The sequence below is a fragment of the Lacibacter luteus genome (genome assembly GCF_004118265.1).
Taxonomy (GTDB): domain Bacteria; phylum Bacteroidota; class Bacteroidia; order Chitinophagales; family Chitinophagaceae; genus Lacibacter; species Lacibacter luteus.
The window spans coordinates 257,651-276,427 of record NZ_SDHW01000001.1 but is presented as its reverse complement, the minus strand read 5'-3'; the positions used below and the strand labels follow the sequence as shown (position 1 = coordinate 276,427).

Genomic DNA, 18,777 nt, shown 5'->3' with positions numbered 1-18,777 from the left:
ATCGTTTTTTATGTCTAAATAGTGAAATGTGTTTTATGAAAATGATATACATTATTTTTTTTACAGTATTAAGTAACCTCATTTACTCACAATCGCATTATCCTGGCCAGCATAGTGGAAAATTTAAGTTGCAGGATCAGTTTGACCCGGTTGTAAAGGCATTTGATTTAAGTGATGTAACGATGTTGCCAAGCCGCTTTACAGAAAATACAGATCGGGAAATAAAATGGATCATGTCAATTCCTGTAAAAAGCCTGTTGCATAGTTTTCGAACTAACGCCGGAGTTTTTAGCGGACTGGAAGGTGGATATTCCCCAACAAAAGGAACACAAAAATTTGCAGGCTGGGAGTCGCTTGATTGTGAAGTTCGTGGACATACAGCCGGGCATATACTTTCAGGGTTAGCATTATTATATGCCACAACAAAAAGAGAAGAGTTTAAAATAAAAGCTGATAGTATTGTTGCAGGTTTGGCAGAAGTACAGGAAGCATTAAAGCAAAACGGATATTTATCCGCTTATTCACAAGGACTGATAGACCGGAACATAGCCGGTAAATCTGTATGGGCTCCCTGGTACACGTTGCATAAAATTTATTCGGGGCTTATTGATCAGTATTTGTATTGCGATAATAAGCAGGCACTCGATATTGTTACAAAAATGGGTGAGTGGGCTTACAACAAATTAAAGCCCTTAACCGAAGAACAACGAATCAGGATGTTGCGAAATGAATTCGGAGGTATGAATGATTCGTTTTATAACCTGTATGCTATAACAGGTAATGAACAGTTTAAATGGCTTGCCGGGTTCTTTTATCATAACGAAGTACTTGATCCATTAAAAGAAAAGAAGGATGTGTTGAATCCGAAACATGCGAACACGTTTATTCCAAAATTGATTGGTCTTGCAAGAGATTATGAGTTAGAAGGAAAAGGTGACGGAATGAGTGTTGCAGATTTTTTCTGGAACACCGTTATCGATCATCACTCCTTTGCGACAGGAAGCAACAGCGATAAAGAACACTTTTTCACACCAGATAAAATCTCTGAACATCTTACAGGTTATACCGGCGAAAGTTGCAATACCTATAACATGTTGAAGCTGACCCGTCACTTATTCATCTACAATCCGGATGCAAAATATGCTGACTATTATGAGAAAGCATTGTTCAATCACATCCTCGGTCAGCAAGATCCAGCAACAGGAATGGTCGCTTATTTTCTCCCGATGTTGCCGGGCGCTCACAAATTATACAGCACACCCGATAGCTCTTTCTGGTGTTGTGTAGGAAGTGGATTTGAAAACCAGGCGAAGTATGGCGAAGCAATTTATTATCATTCCGCCAATGATGTTTATGTGAATTTATTCATTCCTTCGAAGCTAACCTGGAAAGAGGCAAGCGTTGAACTGCAACAGGAAACAAAATTTCCGGAGAACGGAACTGTTGTTTTTACAGTACAGAAAACAAGTGAAGTACTGCAAAAGATTCGTGTGCGTTATCCATCATGGGCAAAAAATGCATCAGTAAAAATTAATGGCCAAAAGCAAACAAAGATCAACAAACAAAACGGGTACATCGTTCTCGACAGGAAATGGAAAGCCGGTGATAAAATAGAAATTAGCTATACAATGGAATTGCAGTTGATTGCCACGAATGACAATGCTGATAAAGCGGCAATTGCTTATGGCCCGATTATTCTGGCAGGCGAAATGGGAACAAAAGGATTCACAGGCAGAGCGCCTTATTCAGATCCAACACAGCACAATGATTACTATACGTATGATTTTAAAGTGCCGCAGGATATTTCAACATCGTTAACAATTAACCGTGCAAATCCTTCAGCTGATATTAAACCTGCAGAAGGAAGAACGTTGACATTTAAAACAAAAGAAGGAATTACGTTGCGGCCTTTGTATGATATACACAGAGAGCGATATGTGGTTTACTGGACGATTCAATAACATTAAAACAACAGATAAGTATGTTCTTCATGACTATAAGAAAACAAAAGCAGAATTTGTTTTTACTGCTTTGTTTCAGTGTTTTCTTTTCAAGTGTAGCAGCAAAAAATCACCCATATCTTTTTTATACCAACGATCGGGTGAATGATCTGAAGCAAAGAATTAAAATCGATTCAGCAACAGCAACTGCCTGGAAAAACATGCTGGCAAAAGCTGATGCTGCTGTGGCAGCTGGAAAAGGTGGCGATATGGAATTGCTAAGTCTGGCGTACAAAATAACAGGCGATAAAGCGTATGCCTTGCAAGCAAAAAAAATACTGGAAGCATTGCTTGCAAGAGAAAAATGGGATTTGCTTGAAGACAGAACTCCTGTTTGGCGCTCTGCATTAGGTACAGCGCACAACAACAATGTTGCAAGTACTGTATTTGATGCCATTTATGATATACTTACAGCATCTGAACGAAAAAACATGGCGCAACGTATTGTTGTGCTCGGCATTGAACCATCATTAAGTGAATGGATATCTGCTGACAAACGGATTCATACACTCAACAGCATGGGTCATAACTGGTGGAGTGCTATTGTATTCCAGGCAGGCATTGCATCGTTAGCTGTAATGAACGAAATTCCTGAAGCAAAAAAATGGGCAGATGATGTGATGCTTGCTGCCGATGAATGGTTTGCTTTTTCAGGAAGTGTATTAGAAAACAAACCTTCAAATTTCGATCCGGCAGGTGGGTTTTACGAGAGCATTAATTATGCAAATTTCGGAGTGGGAGAGTATTTGTTTTTTCGTCTTGCATGGACGAATGCAATAAGCAAATTAAGTAAACCATACGATGGTCTGCTTCAAAAAACAATGGATTGGTTTATTCACATGAGTTATCCAACCAATGGAATTTTAGAGTCGGTAAATTTTGGCGACGGTTCACATACAATCAATGCAGACAGACCTGTAAAGTTGATGAAGGCACTCGGATTTGAAAGTAAAAATTACGACTGGTATCTGAGCAAAACAAAAAGAAGCCGGTTAAGAGAAGATTTAAACAACAGCACACCAATGGGGCTGCTTTTAAGTTTGATTATTTCGGATAAAGAACCGCTGCCATCGTTAGCAACATCTTCCATTTATGAAAACATGGGATGGGCTTCATTACGTTCATCATGGAATGAAAATGCAAGTATGATCGCTGTAAAATCAGGTTACACCTGGAATCATGCGCATGCTGATGCGGGTTCTTTCATCCTGTACCATAATGGAAAAAATTTATTGATAGATGGAGGCAATGTAAATTATGGAAACCCGGCTTACAGTAATTATTCTGTACGCAGCGATGCACATAATGTAATTCTGTTCAATGGTAAAGCACAGGAATATACAGATCAGTATAATGCAGTTAAAACTCCCGGTCGCCTGTACAACCTGATTGATGGAGGTAACTTCAAATATATTTTATCTGATGCCACGGGCCCTACATCCCGTTACTTTCTGCGCAATTACAGAAATGTTGTTTGGGTGGGAAATGTTATACTCATTATTGATGATGTAAAAAGTTATGAAGCAGGAAAGTTTGAATGGCTATTGCATACTGCAGTTGATGCAAAGAAAAAAGGAATTGACCTGGATGTAACAGATGGCAATGCATCGGTTTTAGTACGACCGCTGTTTCCTGAAACATTACCGAATGGTTATCCGCACGACTTCCCTGAAAAAATGAACCTGGAAGAGAAGCAAGGCGTTAAAGATCATGACCCGAATACAAAAGTTACCTACTATTCCATTTCTCCTGCAGAACAGTTGAAACAAACAAAGTTTATAACAGCCATCATTTTACTGGATGATAAAAATAAACCGGTTGAAGGGCCTGCATTATCAAACATGGCCAGTGCAAAAGAAATGCGTACCGGTTTGCCGAAAATAGAAAAACTGGAGGGGAACAATTACATCGGTGTGCGTGTTACAGAAAACGGAATTACAACAGATGTTTATTTTAACCTGATGGCGGATGGACGGATTATGCACCGCAACAGTCATAACGAAATAAATGGCTGGGAAACGGATGCTTATTTGATGAGTATGAGTTACCCGGAAGGCAGTATTCCTTCAACTTCAAATGTGAAATCCTGGTTTGTTGCAAACGGCAGCTATGTCAGAAAGAACGGAGAAGTGGTATTGCATTCCTTATCAAAAATATTTATGCATGCAGATTTTACTAATGAAATTCCTCAAGTGTTGCTTCAAGGTCAACCGCTGATTCGTGCTTCATTATTAGTTAATAGAAAGGGAAGTAATCTCAAACTGAATGGACAGCTGATAAAAGCTGAGTTTAATGCCGGCAATATGTTGCAATTAAAATCGGATAGCAATTAAACTTAACAGAAAGATTTATTGTATGAAATACTTTTTGTTATGCTTGCTGTTTTTGATTACAGGTTATACTGAAACCAACGCTCAGGTGTGGCAATGGAGTGTTTCTGTAGATTGTGTTATTTCATCAGAAACAAATGATCATCCACAGGCTTATTTGTGGATACCGGAAAATTGTAAGCAGGTAAGGGCAGTTGTATTTGCACAACATAACATGATTGAAGAGGGGATGTTAGAACATGCGCATTTCCGTAAAACAATGCGTGAACTTGGAATTGCAGAAGTGTGGGTTACGCCTGGAATAAATATGTCGTTTGATTTTACAAAAGATGCCGGCGAAGATTTTGAATACATGATGAAGAAGCTTGCGGATGTATCAGGATACAAAGAACTGGCGAGTGTACCGGTCATTCCGCTTGGACATTCTGCTTATGCAACTTTTCCCTGGAACTTCGCAGCATGGAACCCGCAACGCACACTTGCACTTGTATCAATTCATGGCGATGCGCCGCAAACTCATCTTACAGGTTACGGCAGAGCAAATGTAGAATGGGGCAACAGAACTATTGACGGTGTTCCTGCTTTATTCATCATGGGCGAATATGAATGGTGGGAAGACAGGATAACACCTGCATTCAATTACATTGCAAAACATCCCAACAGTGCCATCAGTTTGTTTTGCGATGCAGGACATGGGCATTTTGATTACAGTGATGAGATGATTACTTATGTATGCATGTTCATTAAAAAGGCTGCAGCAAAAAGACTTCCATCTTCAATGTCTATACACAAACCGAACATCCTGCTTCCTGTAAAGGCAGAACAAGGATGGTTGATGGATCGTTGGCATAAGGATAGTTTGCCGGAAGCAGCAGCTGCAAAATATTCAGCATACAAAGGCGAAAGAAAATTTGCATCCTGGGTATTTGATAAAGAAATGGCAGATGCAACTGAAGCGTTTTATGCGAAGGTGAGAGGCAAGCAACAGCAATATATTGGGTTTAAACAAGAAGGCGCAGTAATACAACCAGACAAGTCGCATGCAAATTATAATATTAAGTTCAAGCCACAACCCGACGGAATAAGTTTCACCCTTTCCGCATTTTTTTCCGACTCAACAAAATTGAAAAAGGCAAATAAGTCTTCAAACCAAAAGCTGATAATTGATCGCATTTGCGGCCCGGTAAAAAAGATCAACGATACAACTTTTCAGATAAGTTTTAACCGACTTGGGTTTAATAACGCCAAGCGTAGTTTCGATGTATGGTTACTGGCAAGCAGTAAAGCCGACAATCATTATAAAAGTAGTGTACAGCAAATCAACATGAAGATTCCACACATCAACAATATAGGCACAGATCAACATATTCAATTCGATAGTATTCCCAGTCAGAAAAGTACAGTTAAGTCTTTGAACCTATCTGCAAGATCATCTGCAGATGAAAAAATTCAGTTCTTTGTAAAAGAAGGACCGGCATTTATCTCGAATAGTACGTTGCATATTACCGCTATTCCGCCGAGAACAAAATTTCCGGTTAAAGTTACTGTCGTTGCCTGGCAGTATGGTATTGAAGGAAAAACAAAAACAGCAGCACCTGTAACACGAACGTTTTACATCTTAAAGTAAACAAGAAAATGCCTTCTTTTTGCAAATTGAGCGGGCCTGAGAACTTTGCCTCCCATTAAAGAACAGTATGAACACAAGCAGAAACGATGACTTGATTACAGTGGGCTATTAAAAATGGAGTAAATAAAAAAGCAGTTCATTTGAACTGCTTTTTTTTATTCGTGCCCAGTGCTAGCCGGAGTTCGGGAATATTGTTCGCCGATATATACTACCTCTTAAATTAGTAAAATTTCCCGGCGTCTTAAAGGTTAAGAGAATAAATCAAGCGCTTCCTTTTTCCTTAAATGCTTTGGGAGTTAATCCTGTTTTGTTTTTAAACACTGTAGAAAAATAAGCAGCCGTGGAGAAGCCGGTTTTGTAAGCCACTTCAGCAACAGATAATTCTTCATGCTGCAAATAGTATTTTGCTTTTTGAATACGGGTATTCAAGACATACTCATTTATATTGGTATCCATCAACGATTTTATCTTTCTATGCAACTGTATTTTCGAAAGATTAAGTTCTTTGCAGATGTCATCAACAGAAAGATTTTCATTGGATATATTTCTTTCAATAATCGAAATAAAATCGGCAACCAAACGGCGGTCAGTTATTTTGCCACTGCTCTTTAACTCCACAGGTATTTCACTGCTGTAATGGCTTTTTATTTTTTTACGGTTTGCAAGAAGGCTGCTGATATTTTTTTCAAGTATTGAAAAGTTGAATGGCTTGGCCACATAGGCATCAGCTGCAATTTCAAGACCTGTCATTTGCTGCTGTGCTGATGTTTTTGCAGTTAATAATATTACCGGTATGTGAGAAGTGCGGATATCTTTTTTTAATTCTTCGGTTAACGTAAATCCATCTTTTACCGGCATCATTACATCGCTGATAACCAGGTCGGGCATTTGATCAAATACAATCTGTAAACCTTTTGCACCATTTTCTGCTTCATAAACATAATAGGTTTCTGAAAGTCTTTGCCTGAGAAATTTTCTCATTTCAGGATTGTCTTCAACAATTACAATGGCGCCAAGTTTTTCTTTTTTGCTTTCTTCATTGCCGGGTATAAAAAGATCATCTGAATAAAGATCCGACATAAATATTTCTTCTTCCTCGCTGCTGAACTTTTGTATATCGTTCGCAAGAGATAATTCTGTTTCAGTAAAGTGTTCTTTCCCAAGCGGAAGTCTTACAGTGAAAACGCTGCCTTTACTTTTTTGGCTGCTCACAGTTATACTTCCATGGTGCAATGCTATCAGTTCTTTTGTTAATGGCAAACCAAGCCCGGATCCTTTATGACTACCATAATCTCCCTGGTAAAAGATATCAAACACCTGGTTCATTTCTTCAGGAAGCATACCTCTGCCATTATCTTCAACTTTAATAATTGCACACGCAGCAACAGGATCTTTTTCCAGCGATACAGTAATGAAGCCACCCTCTGCAGTAAACTTAAACGCATTGGAAAGCAGGTTAAATAAAATTTTATCAAGCATTCCCTGGTCGGCCCAAATATATAAGGCTCTTTCCTGTGTAATAAGTCTGCAATCAATATCCCGTTTCTCTGCAATGGGTTGAAATGTTTGAATAATCTCGTTTACAAAAAGCACAAGATCTGTCTCAGTAGCTTTCACCTGCATTTTGTTAAACTCGATCTTTCGAAAATCGATCAACTGGTTTACCAGTCGCAGAAGACGTTGTGTGTTTTTTTGAATAAGCTGCAATGGCTGTTTGGTTGATGGAGGGAGTTTTGAGAAATCGAGCAATTCTTCAACCGGACCAAGTATAAGACTGAGTGGCGTTCGAAACTCATGCGAAATATTGGTAAAAAAATTAAGCCTTGCTTCGTGTGCAACTTCTGCCTTCGCCGACATTTCCATCAACTGTTCACTTTTCTTTTGTACCTCTTCGTTCTTTTGTGCAAGCTGCTTGTTCATGCGCCTGTTTACCTGGCGTGAATAAAACAGAAGTCCGGCAAAACAAAACGTCAATGCCAATGTAATCCCCAGCACATATAAAAGATTGCGTTGTGTTTGATAGGTTTGCTGCTGCTTATCCATCACGATTTGCTGCTGCTCAATATCTTTTTGTTGTTCTAATATTTTATCGGCCTGCAGCGATGTCATCCGCACATTTGCACTATCAACAATCAAAGTCTGTAAAACCGTTTCTTTTGGTACAGGTTGGTTGTTTAATAGACTTACCGCATTACGGATCGATTCTGCCCCGCCTGTTGGATATAATACTGAAGCAGTGATGATACCGTTGTTCACATATTCCATTCCTGCGCCTTTGCCTGGCAATGCATCTACACCAATTATTTTTACCGGAGGCAACTGTTTTTCTTTAAACACTTCATATGCACCAAGCGCCATTACATCGTTGTGTGCAAATACCAGGCTTGGAGTGGTTACGTTGTCAATTACTTTTAACAGGGCATCCTTGGCTATTGGTTTTACCCAGTTGCCATTCACTTGTTTTACAACCTTGATATTTTTATGCGAGGCCAAAGCATCAGCAAATCCTTTCCGCCGTTCAATGGCAGGTGATGAAGCTGGTAATCCGCCAATTTCAACAATGTTTCCCGATTCGCCCAGGAGTGAAGCAGCATAGTTGCCGGCTATTTTACCGATCTCATAATTATCGGCGCCAATATAATTGTTGTAAAGCTGTGAAGCGATCTTACGATCAACCACGATAACAGGGATGCCTTTATTATATACTTCTTCCACAATAGGGGTAAGAGGGGCGGCTTCGTTTGGAGAAATAATCAACAGATCGATATTCTCTTTCAATAACTCTTTTACCTGTTTTATTTGCACCGCACTATTATCGTCGGCTTGTTTGTATAATAATCTGAAGTTCGGGTTAAATGCCAATTCTCTCCGCATCTCTCCAATCATGGCTTTGCGCCAGTTATCTGCATCGCCACATTGCGAAAAACCAATGACATATTCCTTCTCTTTCTCTGTTTTACAGGCAGTAAAGCAACAAACCAACAGCAAAAGAAACATCCCTTTGCTCCAATGTTTAGAAAAAGGAATAATCCTGGAGATAATGGCAAAGCAGTTCATGATCTAAATGTAGGATTATTGATATTATTTTAGAAGAAGCAGATATAAAATTAAAAGCAACCATTTGGTCATTTTTTGAAATCAGGAATCTAACTTATTGATTTTCTTCAAAATTTAATTGTTTAAGCGAATGAAATAAAATCGAAACAATATGATGAAAAACCGGAACTATTTTCCTGGCCCTGCGCCCTAAGTTGTGTGAAATTGCTTTTGCCATATGAATCAGAAACTTGTTTTTTGGAGTATCGTCGTCGCTCTTGGCGGTTTACTTTTTGGGATGGATGTAGCCGTTATCTCCGGAGCAGAACAGGAAATACAGAAACTTTGGAATCTTAGTGATGTGGTACATGGCCAGGCCATTGCTTCTGCTCTTTACGGTACTATTATCGGTGCTCTTTTTGGTGGCATTCCGGCCGAAAAATTTGGACGAAAAAAAGTATTGATCTGGATCGGTATCCTCTTTTTTGTATCTGCAATTGGGTCAGCATTGGCTGATGATGTTGTATCATTCATGATATTCCGGTTTTTAGGTGGTTTGGGTGTCGGGGCATCTTCCGTGGTGGCACCTATGTTTATATCAGAGATCGCACCTGCGAAAAACCGGGGCAAGCTGGTTGCCACTTTTCAATTCAATATTGTGTTCGGCATATTACTCGCTTATTTCTCCAATTATTTTTTAAGCACTATCGGCGAAGATGCATGGCGGTGGATGTTGGGCATCCTGGCTGTTCCAGCTTTACTGTTTGTTGCACTTATGTTTTTTGTACCGGAAAGCCCACGTTGGTTAATGGTGCACAGAAACGATTACACAAAAGCCCGTGAAATTTTACAGGTATCAGATCCCGAAGGAGTGGATGATGCAATTCAAGCTATTCATAAAACCATAGACGAAGAAAAACAACAGGCAACACTTGCTTCGTTCTTCACAAAACGATTTACAAAACCGATCATACTTGCATTTCTGATCGCCTTCTTTAACCAGATGAGTGGTATTAATGCCATCATCTATTTTGCTCCACGGGTTTTTGTACTGGCAGGCATTGGTAAAAGCGCTGCGTTTTTGCAAAGCGCAGGTATTGGTTTGGCAAACCTTGTATTTACGATGCTGGGTTTGTACCTCATTGATCGTATCGGCCGTAAAAAATTAATGCTTATTGGTTCCATCGGCTATATTATTTCGTTGGGCGCAGTAGCTGCTGCTTTTTATTTTCAATGGCTTGGTGGAATAGTTGTACCTGTTCTGTTGTTTCTTTTTATTGCTGCACATGCAATCGGGCAGGGTGCTGTTATATGGGTGTTTATTTCAGAAATTTTTCCCAACCAGGTAAGGTCGTATGGTCAATCGCTGGGTAGTTCAACGCATTGGGTAATGGCAGCTATTGTAACAAGTGTGTTCCCGTTTTTTGCGAACAATCCTTCAATCGGCCCTTCGAAAATCTTTTTCTTTTTTATGCTGATGATGTTGTGGCAATTGTTCTGGGTGTTATTTAAAATGCCCGAAACAAAAGGAGTTCCTCTTGAACAATTGGAAGCTCAATTGCTGAACAAGTCGTCACAAAAAGGAAATACTGTAACTGAAAAACCTGCAACGATCGCCAGGTAAAAAATTCTTCTTTCACAACTAAATGCTTGCTGTTATGTCTCAAACTTCTTCTTACAATGTTGTTTGCTTTGGCGAAATACTCTGGGATATTTTGCCCGACAAAGCTGTGCCCGGCGGTGCACCAATGAATGTTGCCTACCACTTACACAGGTTGGGTGAAAGACCTGCTTTGCTTACACGTATTGGTATTGATGAACGTGGCAAAGAACTGCTTACGATTATGGAAAGCATGAACCTTGATACAACATTTATACAACTCGATTATGAATTACCAACCGGTATTGTTCATGCAACACCAAATGAACATGGTGAAATGAGTTATGAAATTGTAGCACCTGCAGCATGGGATAATATTCAATACGATCATGATGTTGAAACGGTGGTTAAAAATGCAGAATACTTTGTGTTTGGAAGTTTGGCCACACGTAACAAACAATCGAAGGAAACTTTATACAAACTGTTAGAGATAGCCAGCAGCAAAGTGCTTGATATAAATCTGCGTCAACCATTCTTCACAAGAGAAAGTGTAGAAGAGTTGCTCCGCAAATGCGATGTGGTGAAAATGAATATCTCGGAGTTGGAACTGATCACCGGTTGGTTTGCTGATTATAAAAGTATTGAAGAGCGCATACAACTGATACAGGACAGGTTCAACATCCGCTCCATCATTGTTACAATGGGTGCCGATGGCGCTGTCGTAAACTTTCGTGGCAATTACCACAGGCACAATGGCTATAAAGTGCAAGTGGCCGATACTATTGGTAGTGGCGACAGTTTTCTTGCTGCCTTTTTATCAAGCGTATTACAAAACAAATCACCTGAAGAAGCTCTCACGTTTGCGAGTGGTCTTGGTGCATTAGTAGCATCTAAAAGCGGCGGCTGGCCTGCTTATAACATTTCCGATATCGATTCTGTCATTAACAACACACAAACCATCCAATAATTATAAATCGACTGCTATGCTGAATTTTTCAATTTTAAAATTAACGATTATGAGAAAGTTGTTTTTTCTATTGCCATTTTTTCTGTCTGCGATCTGCTCGTTTGCACAGGTAAAAACAATTACGGGTACTGTTACAGCGAAAGCAGATAAAGCACCGCTTGCAGGAGTTTCCGTACAAAGTAAAACTGCAACAGCTGTTACCGATGCTTCAGGAAAATTTTCAATTACTGCATCTGTAGGTGATGATCTGACATTCAGTTATGTTGGAATGAAACCTGTAACCATTAAACTAAATGCCGGCGATGCAACGCTGACTGTTGAAATGGAACCGTCCATTAAAGAAGGTGATGTTATTGTTATTACAGGTTATACTGCTCAGCGTAAAAAAGATGTAACCGGTGCTGTTGCAGTGGTTGATCTGTCAGCCGTTAAAAACAATTCATCCGGTAATCCTATGCAGGCACTGCAAGGCCGTGTTGCAGGTTTGTATATTGAAAGAGGAAGTGGTTCACCAAACGGCAGCAACGGAAAAATTTTAATTCGTGGTGCAAACACACTGGGTAATACTGATCCTTTATACATCATTGATGGTGTGCCAACCACCAGGCCCGAAGTATTTCAGAATATCGATCCTGCAACTATTGCATCTATGCAGGTATTAAAAGATGCATCTGCAGCATCTATCTATGGTTCACGTGCCTCTAATGGTGTTATCATCATTACAACAAAAAATGGAGGCAACACAGAAGGTAAAGTAAACTTCCAGTTTAATACAAGCGTTGCAGCGCAATCGGAAAAAGGTGTGCGTTTTAAAATGTTAAATGCAATTGACAGGGGAAGAGCTTTGTGGCAGGCTTCAGTAAATGATGGTGTAAAACCCGAAGATGCTTATGGTGAGATCTACAATTTCGATTGGAATAATAATTTAAGCAATCCTGTATTAAATGCTGTTACGGTAAAACCATTTGTTGGTGGAGATCCGAATACACCTGCAGGTAATACCGATTGGCAGGATGTTATGTATAAAACAGGACTGGTGATCAATAATAGTCTTACAGTATCAGTAGGAAATCGCAATTCTTCTGTTGAACTTAATTTAGGACAGTTCAGAAATACCGGCATGCTCAGGCATACAGGTTACGAACGTTTAAACGGCAGCATCAATGCTATTACAAAAGCCTATAACCAACGGCTTATTGTTGGCGTGAATCTGCGTGTTGCCAATTCAAACGAAACACTTACTTCAAGAGACATTGGTGGTGCGCTTACAACAGCATTGGCCGTTTTCCAGGCACCAACAATTCCTGTTTATCAAAAAGATGGTGTAACGTTTGCCGGCGCTTCTGGTGGTGGTTACTCCGACAGGAATAATCCGTTGCATATGCAGTATTTATCAAGATGGGATAACGCCAACAGGTTAACAGCTTTTGGAAATGTATTTGTTGAAATACAACCTGTCAAAAATTTAGTTTTCAGAACAAGCGTAGGTACCGATTACTCTGCCTATTTAAGCAAAGTAATTTTGCCAACGTTTACAGAAGGTGCGTTTAACCGGACAACCAACAGTGTTACGTTCGATCAAAACAAATTAGTAAGTACTACATTTTCGAATACACTTCGTTACAATTGGGATGTCAACCGAAAACATAATCTTAAATTCCTGGCAGGTACAGAATACATCAAAACAGATCTTAACTTTCAAAACACACGCAAGGAAGGATTTGCTGTACAAACCGAAGAGTATTTTACAATTAGCGCCGGCACAGGAAACTCCAGTGTGTTTGGTGGTTCAACAGGTAACAGGTTATTCTCCTTGTTTGGCCGTGTTGATTATAATTTTTCCGACAAGTATTTAGCAGCGTTCACACTCCGTCGTGATGGTTCATCCCGTTTTGGTGAAGACAATCGTTATGGTCTTTTCCCTGCTGCATCTATTGGATGGAGAATTGACAGAGAAAATTTCATGGAAAATAACACGTTGTTTTCTGAGTTGAAATTACGTTTGGGTGCAGGTCGTGTAGGTAACCAGCAAATCGGGGATATCAGTCGTTTCGGAATATTTGAAGCAAGATATGGAACTGCGTTATCGCAATTAGTGGGTGGCTTTTGGGAGCAGTATATGAATATTGGAACAGCTTATTCATTAAGCGGCGCCAACACGGGCACACTTCCTTCCGGCTTTGTGCAAACACAGGCAGCCAATACAGGACTCAAGTGGGAAACAACAGATGAATTGAATGCCGGTTTGGATTTTGCATTTCTGAAAAACAAAATTTTCGGTTCATTCGATTATTTCACAAGAAACACAACCGGTATATTGATTACTCCTCCCGTTGCATCTGCATTGGGTGAAGGACAATCGAAACCGGTAAATGGTGCATCTAAAACCAACCAGGGATGGGAATTTGTAATTGGTTACCGTTCTGACAAATCAGATGATTTCAGTTATAATGTACAATTAAACTTTGCGCATTTCAGAGATAAGATAACAGAATTGCCGGAGGTTGTTCGTCCCGCTTATGCAGGTAATCTTGTGAATACAATTATTGGTCATTCACAGTTCGATATTTTCGGCTATAAAACCAATGGTCTTTTTCAATCGCAGGCAGAAGTGAATGCTGCACCCACGCAAATTGGTGCAGGCCCCGGAAGAATCAGGTACGTCGATATTAATAAAGACAATGTGATCAACGATCTCGACAGAACATGGATTGGAACAACGCTGCCCGATCTTGAATACGGTGTTAGAATTGACGCTGTTTATAAACATTTCGATCTGTCTGTTTTTGGCTCTGGTGTTGCAGGCCGATCTGGTTTTGATGTTTATTCAATTTTTAATAATCTCATGCGTGGCAGAGAAAATGTTGGCCCCGGTGTTTTTAACGGCTGGACTCCGCAAAACACCAACACAAATGTACCTGCGCTTACGTTGAAAGATAATAACAACGAAACACGTACATCCGATTACTTTATGGTAAATACTTCTTTCTTTAAAGTGAGAAATGTACAGTTAGGTTATAATGTTAAACCAAAATCTGTTTTTTCCGGATTACGTTTTTACCTGATGGCCGAAAATGTTTTCTGGTTTAAAAACAAAAAGTATTTGGGGCCGGATCCTGAGCGGATCGATTTCAACCCAATTCCAATTCCTAAAACGTACACATTGGGTATTAACGCATCTTTCTAACAATTAAAGACAAAGCAACATGAAACATAAATTCTTTATCGGTATAGCAGCAATGCTCTTATTAAATGCCTGCCAAAAGCAGTTGGATTATACACCAACAGGTGTATTGTCATCAACCGATCTTACAACAACAGAAGCAGCAGAAGGACTTGTAACTGCAGCTTATGCTGCCATTGGTAATGGTGATATGATCGGGCCCATTTACAGCAATTGGGCTTATGGAAGTGTGCGATCAGATGATGCATACAAAGGCGGCGGCGGTACAGGCGACGTTGGTGAAATTGACGCAATGGAACATTATAACCTGGTCACTCCAACTATGGGTGCATTTGTATCACGCACATGGCAGAATTTGTTTAAATCAATTTCGAGAGCCAACGTTGCGATGAGGGCTGTGAATGCATTTTCTGATGCTTCATTTCCGCAAAAGAAAACAAGATTGGCTGAACTGAAATTCTTAAGGGCACATAGTTATTTTACAATGAAACTATTGTATAAGAACATCCCCATCTTTGATGAAACAGCAACAGAAGCGGATATCCTGAAGACAAAAAATGATTTAAGCAATGATGCTTCATGGAATAAGATTGCAGCCGATTTTCAATATGCAATCGACAATCTTCCTGCAACGCAAACACAAATTGCAAGGGCGAATAAGCATGCTGCGCAAGCATACCTTGCAAAGCTGCGTTTGTTCCAGGCATATGAACAGAATGCAACGCACCAGGTAACATCTATTAATACAACAAGATTGCAGGAGGTAGTAAGCTTAACCGAAGCAGTAATTTCATCGGGTAAGTATAGTTTAAGTGCTGATATTGCGGATAACTTTTTACCTGAAACTGAAAACGGACCCGAGTCTGTTTTTGCAATTCAGTTCACCATTAATGATGGTACAACATCCGGCCGTCTTAATTATGAGGATGGATTAAACTATCCGCATGGTGCTCCGCAATATGGTTGCTGCGGTTTTCATGCCGGCAGTCAGAATCTTGTAAATGCACATACCACTGATGCAAATGGATTGCCTAATTTTTCAACGTTCAACAACAGCAATGCTGATTTAAGCACTGCATCTGTAGATGTACGTTTAGATCATACAGTTGGTATCGACGGGCATGTTTATAAATATGATAATACAAAACCGTTCAGCAACAGTTGGGTGCGTGACCCCGGTGTGTATGGTTATTTTCATACCATGCGTAATCAACAACTGGCAAACAGTTCTTCTTATTTCAAGAACGGACCGTTTATGGGTGTTGCAAAAAACTACGATATCATTCGCTATGATGATGTATTGCTGATGCAGGCAGAAGCATATATTGAATTAGGACAGCCAGATAAAGCGTTGCCGATCATCAACAGCATCCGTAACAGGGCTGCCGCAAGTACAGGCCGGTTGAAAAAAGCAAATGGAACGTTTGCATCAATCTATAATGTAAAGCCATATCCTGCAGCTGGATGGACACAGGCTTACGCACGCCAGGCTTTACAATGGGAAAGACGTTTGGAATTTGCTACAGAAGGTCATCGCTTTTTTGATTTGGTAAGATGGGGTATTGCAGCACAGGTGTTGAATCAATACATTTCTGTAGAAAAAACAAGACGCCCATTTTTAGCAACAGCTGTGTTTACAGCCGGTCGTGATGAGTATTTACCTATTCCACAATCGGAGATTACGTTTACCAACGGTTTGTACAAACAAAATCCTGGTTATAATTAATTGATAATTGAAATTCCCTTTCGTGCTGCATGAGCATCATGCAGCACCAAGCAGGGAGAAACATAAATTCAGAGATCATGCAAAGGTTATTATTGTTTGTACTATTTATTGTTGCATTGAATGCAGTTTGCGCACAGCAAAAGATTCCGCCTTTTCGTATGGCTTTGTCAGATGGGAAACTGTTTAGCGCAAGTAACCTGCCGATGGGCAAACCTGTTATTGTTATTTATTTTTCACCGGAATGCGATCATTGCCAGGTGTTGATGAAAGAATGGTTTAAACGATCGAATGATTTCAAAAAGGCTTCGGTTGTAATGATCACTTTTTTGCCAGTTACCAGCGTAGCTTTATTTGAAAAAGAGTATAAAACAAAACAACATCCCAATATTTTTACCGGTACAGAAGGCACAGGTTTTTTTGTGCGGAATTATTACAAAGTGCTGGATATGCCTTTTGTTGCTTTGCATGATAAAAATGGCAATCTTGTTAGCACTTATTCAAAAGATATTCCGTTAAACACATTAGCTGCTAAACTTCGGCAACTTAACTGAAAACAGACCACAGCAGCTTTCAACTTATTGTACACCTTGAATAAAAAAAATGAAAAAAAATATTTTAATGCTATGCTTCTCTCTTTTACTTGTTTCTGCAAAAAGTCAGCAGGCAGTAGCAGAACAACATCGTCCTCAACTTCATTTTTCACCAAAAGAAAAATGGATAAATGATCCGAATGGATTGGTTTACCACAAAGGCGTTTATCATTTGTTTTATCAATACTATCCCAATAGTACAGTTTGGGGACCTATGCATTGGGGGCATGCTACCAGTAAGGATTTGCTGACCTGGCAACATCAACCGGTTGCTTTATATCCTGATAGTTTAGGTTATATTTTTTCTGGAAGTGCAGTAGTTGATGTAAATAATACTGCAGGTTTTGGCAAGGGGGCTATCGTTGCCATATTTACACACCACAATCCGAAAGGAGAGCAGGAAAAACGAATCGATTTTCAAAACCAAAGCATTGCTTATTCGCTCGATGATGGTAAAACCTGGAGCAAATATGCAGGCAATCCGGTACTGAAAAATCCGGGCATTGTTGATTTCCGTGATCCCAAAGTAATGTGGTTTGAAAAAGAAAACAAATGGGTAATGACGCTGGCGACAAAAGACAGAATAACGTTTTATTCATCTCCCGATCTTAAAAACTGGAGTAAGGAAAGTGAGTTTGGTGAAACACTTGGTGCACATGGTGGCGTATGGGAATGCCCTGATTTGTTTCCGTTGACTTTAAATGGCAAACAAGTTTGGGTATTGTTGGTAAGCATTAATCCGGGAGGACCAAACGGCGGCTCGGCTACACAATACTTTACAGGTGAGTTTAACGGAAAAACGTTCACGCCTTTTGAAACAGAAACTAAATGGATGGACTATGGTACTGATAACTATGCCGGTGTTACATTTTCAAATACGGCAAACAGAAGAATACTTATTGGCTGGATGAACAACTGGCAATATGCACAGGCAGTGCCAACAAAAAGCTGGCGTGGTGCTATGACCATTCCACGGGAACTTTATTTGAAAGAAGTGAATAAGAAAATTTTCCTTGCATCAAAACCGGTGAAAGAAGTTGATAAGCTGCAGGTAAAATCAACAACGCTTTCAAATATCAACATAAAGAACAGCTACAACCTCAGTTCAAAATTAAATGCAAAAAGCAGCGTGTTTCAACTTTCGTTAAATGAAATTGCAGCGAATGATTTTTCTATTGTATTATCAAATAAGAAAGGCGAAGAACTGGTGATCGGCTATGATAAAACCTCCAACCAATATTATATTGACCGAAGTAAATCAGGTGCCGTTGATTTTGAAAAAGGCTTTGCAAAGAAACATGTAGCGCCGAGAATATCAACCAACAAAAACATCAGCTTAAGAATAATCGTAGATGTTGCTTCAGTGGAATTGTTCGCCGATGATGGACTGACAGTGATGACGGATGTTTTTTTCCCTGCTGAGCCTTATTCTTCTATCAGCATCCGTTCTGTTAAAGGCGTAACGTTAAATAGCATTCAATACATGCCGCTAAAATCAACAATGAAATAGTTGTTTTTGAAATCGAGAGTTAATGAATAGGATTACTAAACACATTCATAAATAATTTATAACAAACTTGCGGGAATAAGAAAAGCCTCGACAACAATTGCGGTCAAGGCTTTTCGTTTTATCGTGCCCAGAACTAACCGGAGTTCGAAGTTTTTCCAAACAGATTTACAAAGCATTTTAAATATTTAAATTAATCAATTCAGTTGT

Annotated in this window: 10 protein-coding genes; 9 read left to right on the top strand and 1 reads right to left on the bottom strand. The window is 39.6% G+C overall.

Translation table 11 applies throughout. The features are described from left to right. Positions 1–35 precede the first annotated feature (35 nt). From ESA94_RS01100 to ESA94_RS01090, 3 genes are read left to right on the top strand one after another with little or no spacing between them, the layout of a single operon-like run. A complete protein-coding gene (locus tag ESA94_RS01100; protein ID WP_129129016.1) occupies positions 36–1,961 on the top strand; it encodes a glycoside hydrolase family 127 protein in 1,926 nt (641 codons plus the stop codon). Between the two features lie 29 nt (positions 1,962–1,990). Then, positions 1,991–4,333, top strand: coding sequence for a heparinase II/III domain-containing protein (locus ESA94_RS01095; protein ID WP_129129015.1), 2,343 nt, complete (start codon positions 1,991–1,993; stop codon positions 4,331–4,333). Positions 4,334–4,355: 22 nt separating this feature from the next. Further along, positions 4,356–5,957 carry a hypothetical protein gene (locus ESA94_RS01090; protein WP_129129014.1) on the top strand — a complete coding sequence of 534 codons (1,602 nt, stop codon included), beginning with the start codon at positions 4,356–4,358 and terminating at the stop codon, positions 5,955–5,957. Positions 5,958–6,218: 261 nt separating this feature from the next. Here the strand turns inward: ESA94_RS01090 and ESA94_RS01085 are convergent, their stop codons facing one another. Further along, complete coding sequence (locus ESA94_RS01085) at positions 6,219–9,014, bottom strand: hybrid sensor histidine kinase/response regulator transcription factor (RefSeq protein ID WP_240670949.1); 2,796 nt, start codon at positions 9,012–9,014, stop codon at positions 6,219–6,221. A 217-nt stretch (positions 9,015–9,231) separates the two neighbouring features. On the opposite strand from ESA94_RS01085, the gene ESA94_RS01080 reads away from it, so the two are divergent. The 6 genes from ESA94_RS01080 (at position 9,232) to ESA94_RS01055 (ending at position 18,570) form a co-directional block, all read left to right on the top strand. After that, complete coding sequence (locus ESA94_RS01080) at positions 9,232–10,617, top strand: sugar porter family MFS transporter (protein WP_129129013.1); 1,386 nt, start codon at positions 9,232–9,234, stop codon at positions 10,615–10,617. A 34-nt stretch (positions 10,618–10,651) separates the two neighbouring features. Further along, positions 10,652–11,560 carry a carbohydrate kinase family protein gene (locus tag ESA94_RS01075; protein ID WP_164972588.1) on the top strand — a complete coding sequence of 303 codons (909 nt, stop codon included), beginning with the start codon at positions 10,652–10,654 and terminating at the stop codon, positions 11,558–11,560. Positions 11,561–11,609: 49 nt separating this feature from the next. Further along, the gene (locus ESA94_RS01070; RefSeq protein ID WP_129129011.1) at positions 11,610–14,747 is read left to right on the top strand and encodes a SusC/RagA family TonB-linked outer membrane protein; all 3,138 of its coding nucleotides are present in this window, start codon (positions 11,610–11,612) and stop codon (positions 14,745–14,747) included. A gap of 19 nt (positions 14,748–14,766) precedes the next feature. Beyond that, positions 14,767–16,470 (top strand): RagB/SusD family nutrient uptake outer membrane protein, encoded by a 1,704-nt coding sequence (locus ESA94_RS01065; RefSeq protein WP_129129010.1) that lies wholly within the window; start codon positions 14,767–14,769, stop codon positions 16,468–16,470. A gap of 77 nt (positions 16,471–16,547) precedes the next feature. Further along, on the top strand, positions 16,548–17,021 hold the full coding sequence (locus ESA94_RS01060; RefSeq protein ID WP_164972586.1) for a TlpA family protein disulfide reductase: 474 nt from the start codon (positions 16,548–16,550) through the stop codon (positions 17,019–17,021). Between the two features lie 49 nt (positions 17,022–17,070). Then, complete coding sequence (locus ESA94_RS01055; RefSeq protein ID WP_129129008.1) at positions 17,071–18,570, top strand: glycoside hydrolase family 32 protein; 1,500 nt, start codon at positions 17,071–17,073, stop codon at positions 18,568–18,570. Positions 18,571–18,777 lie beyond the last annotated feature (207 nt).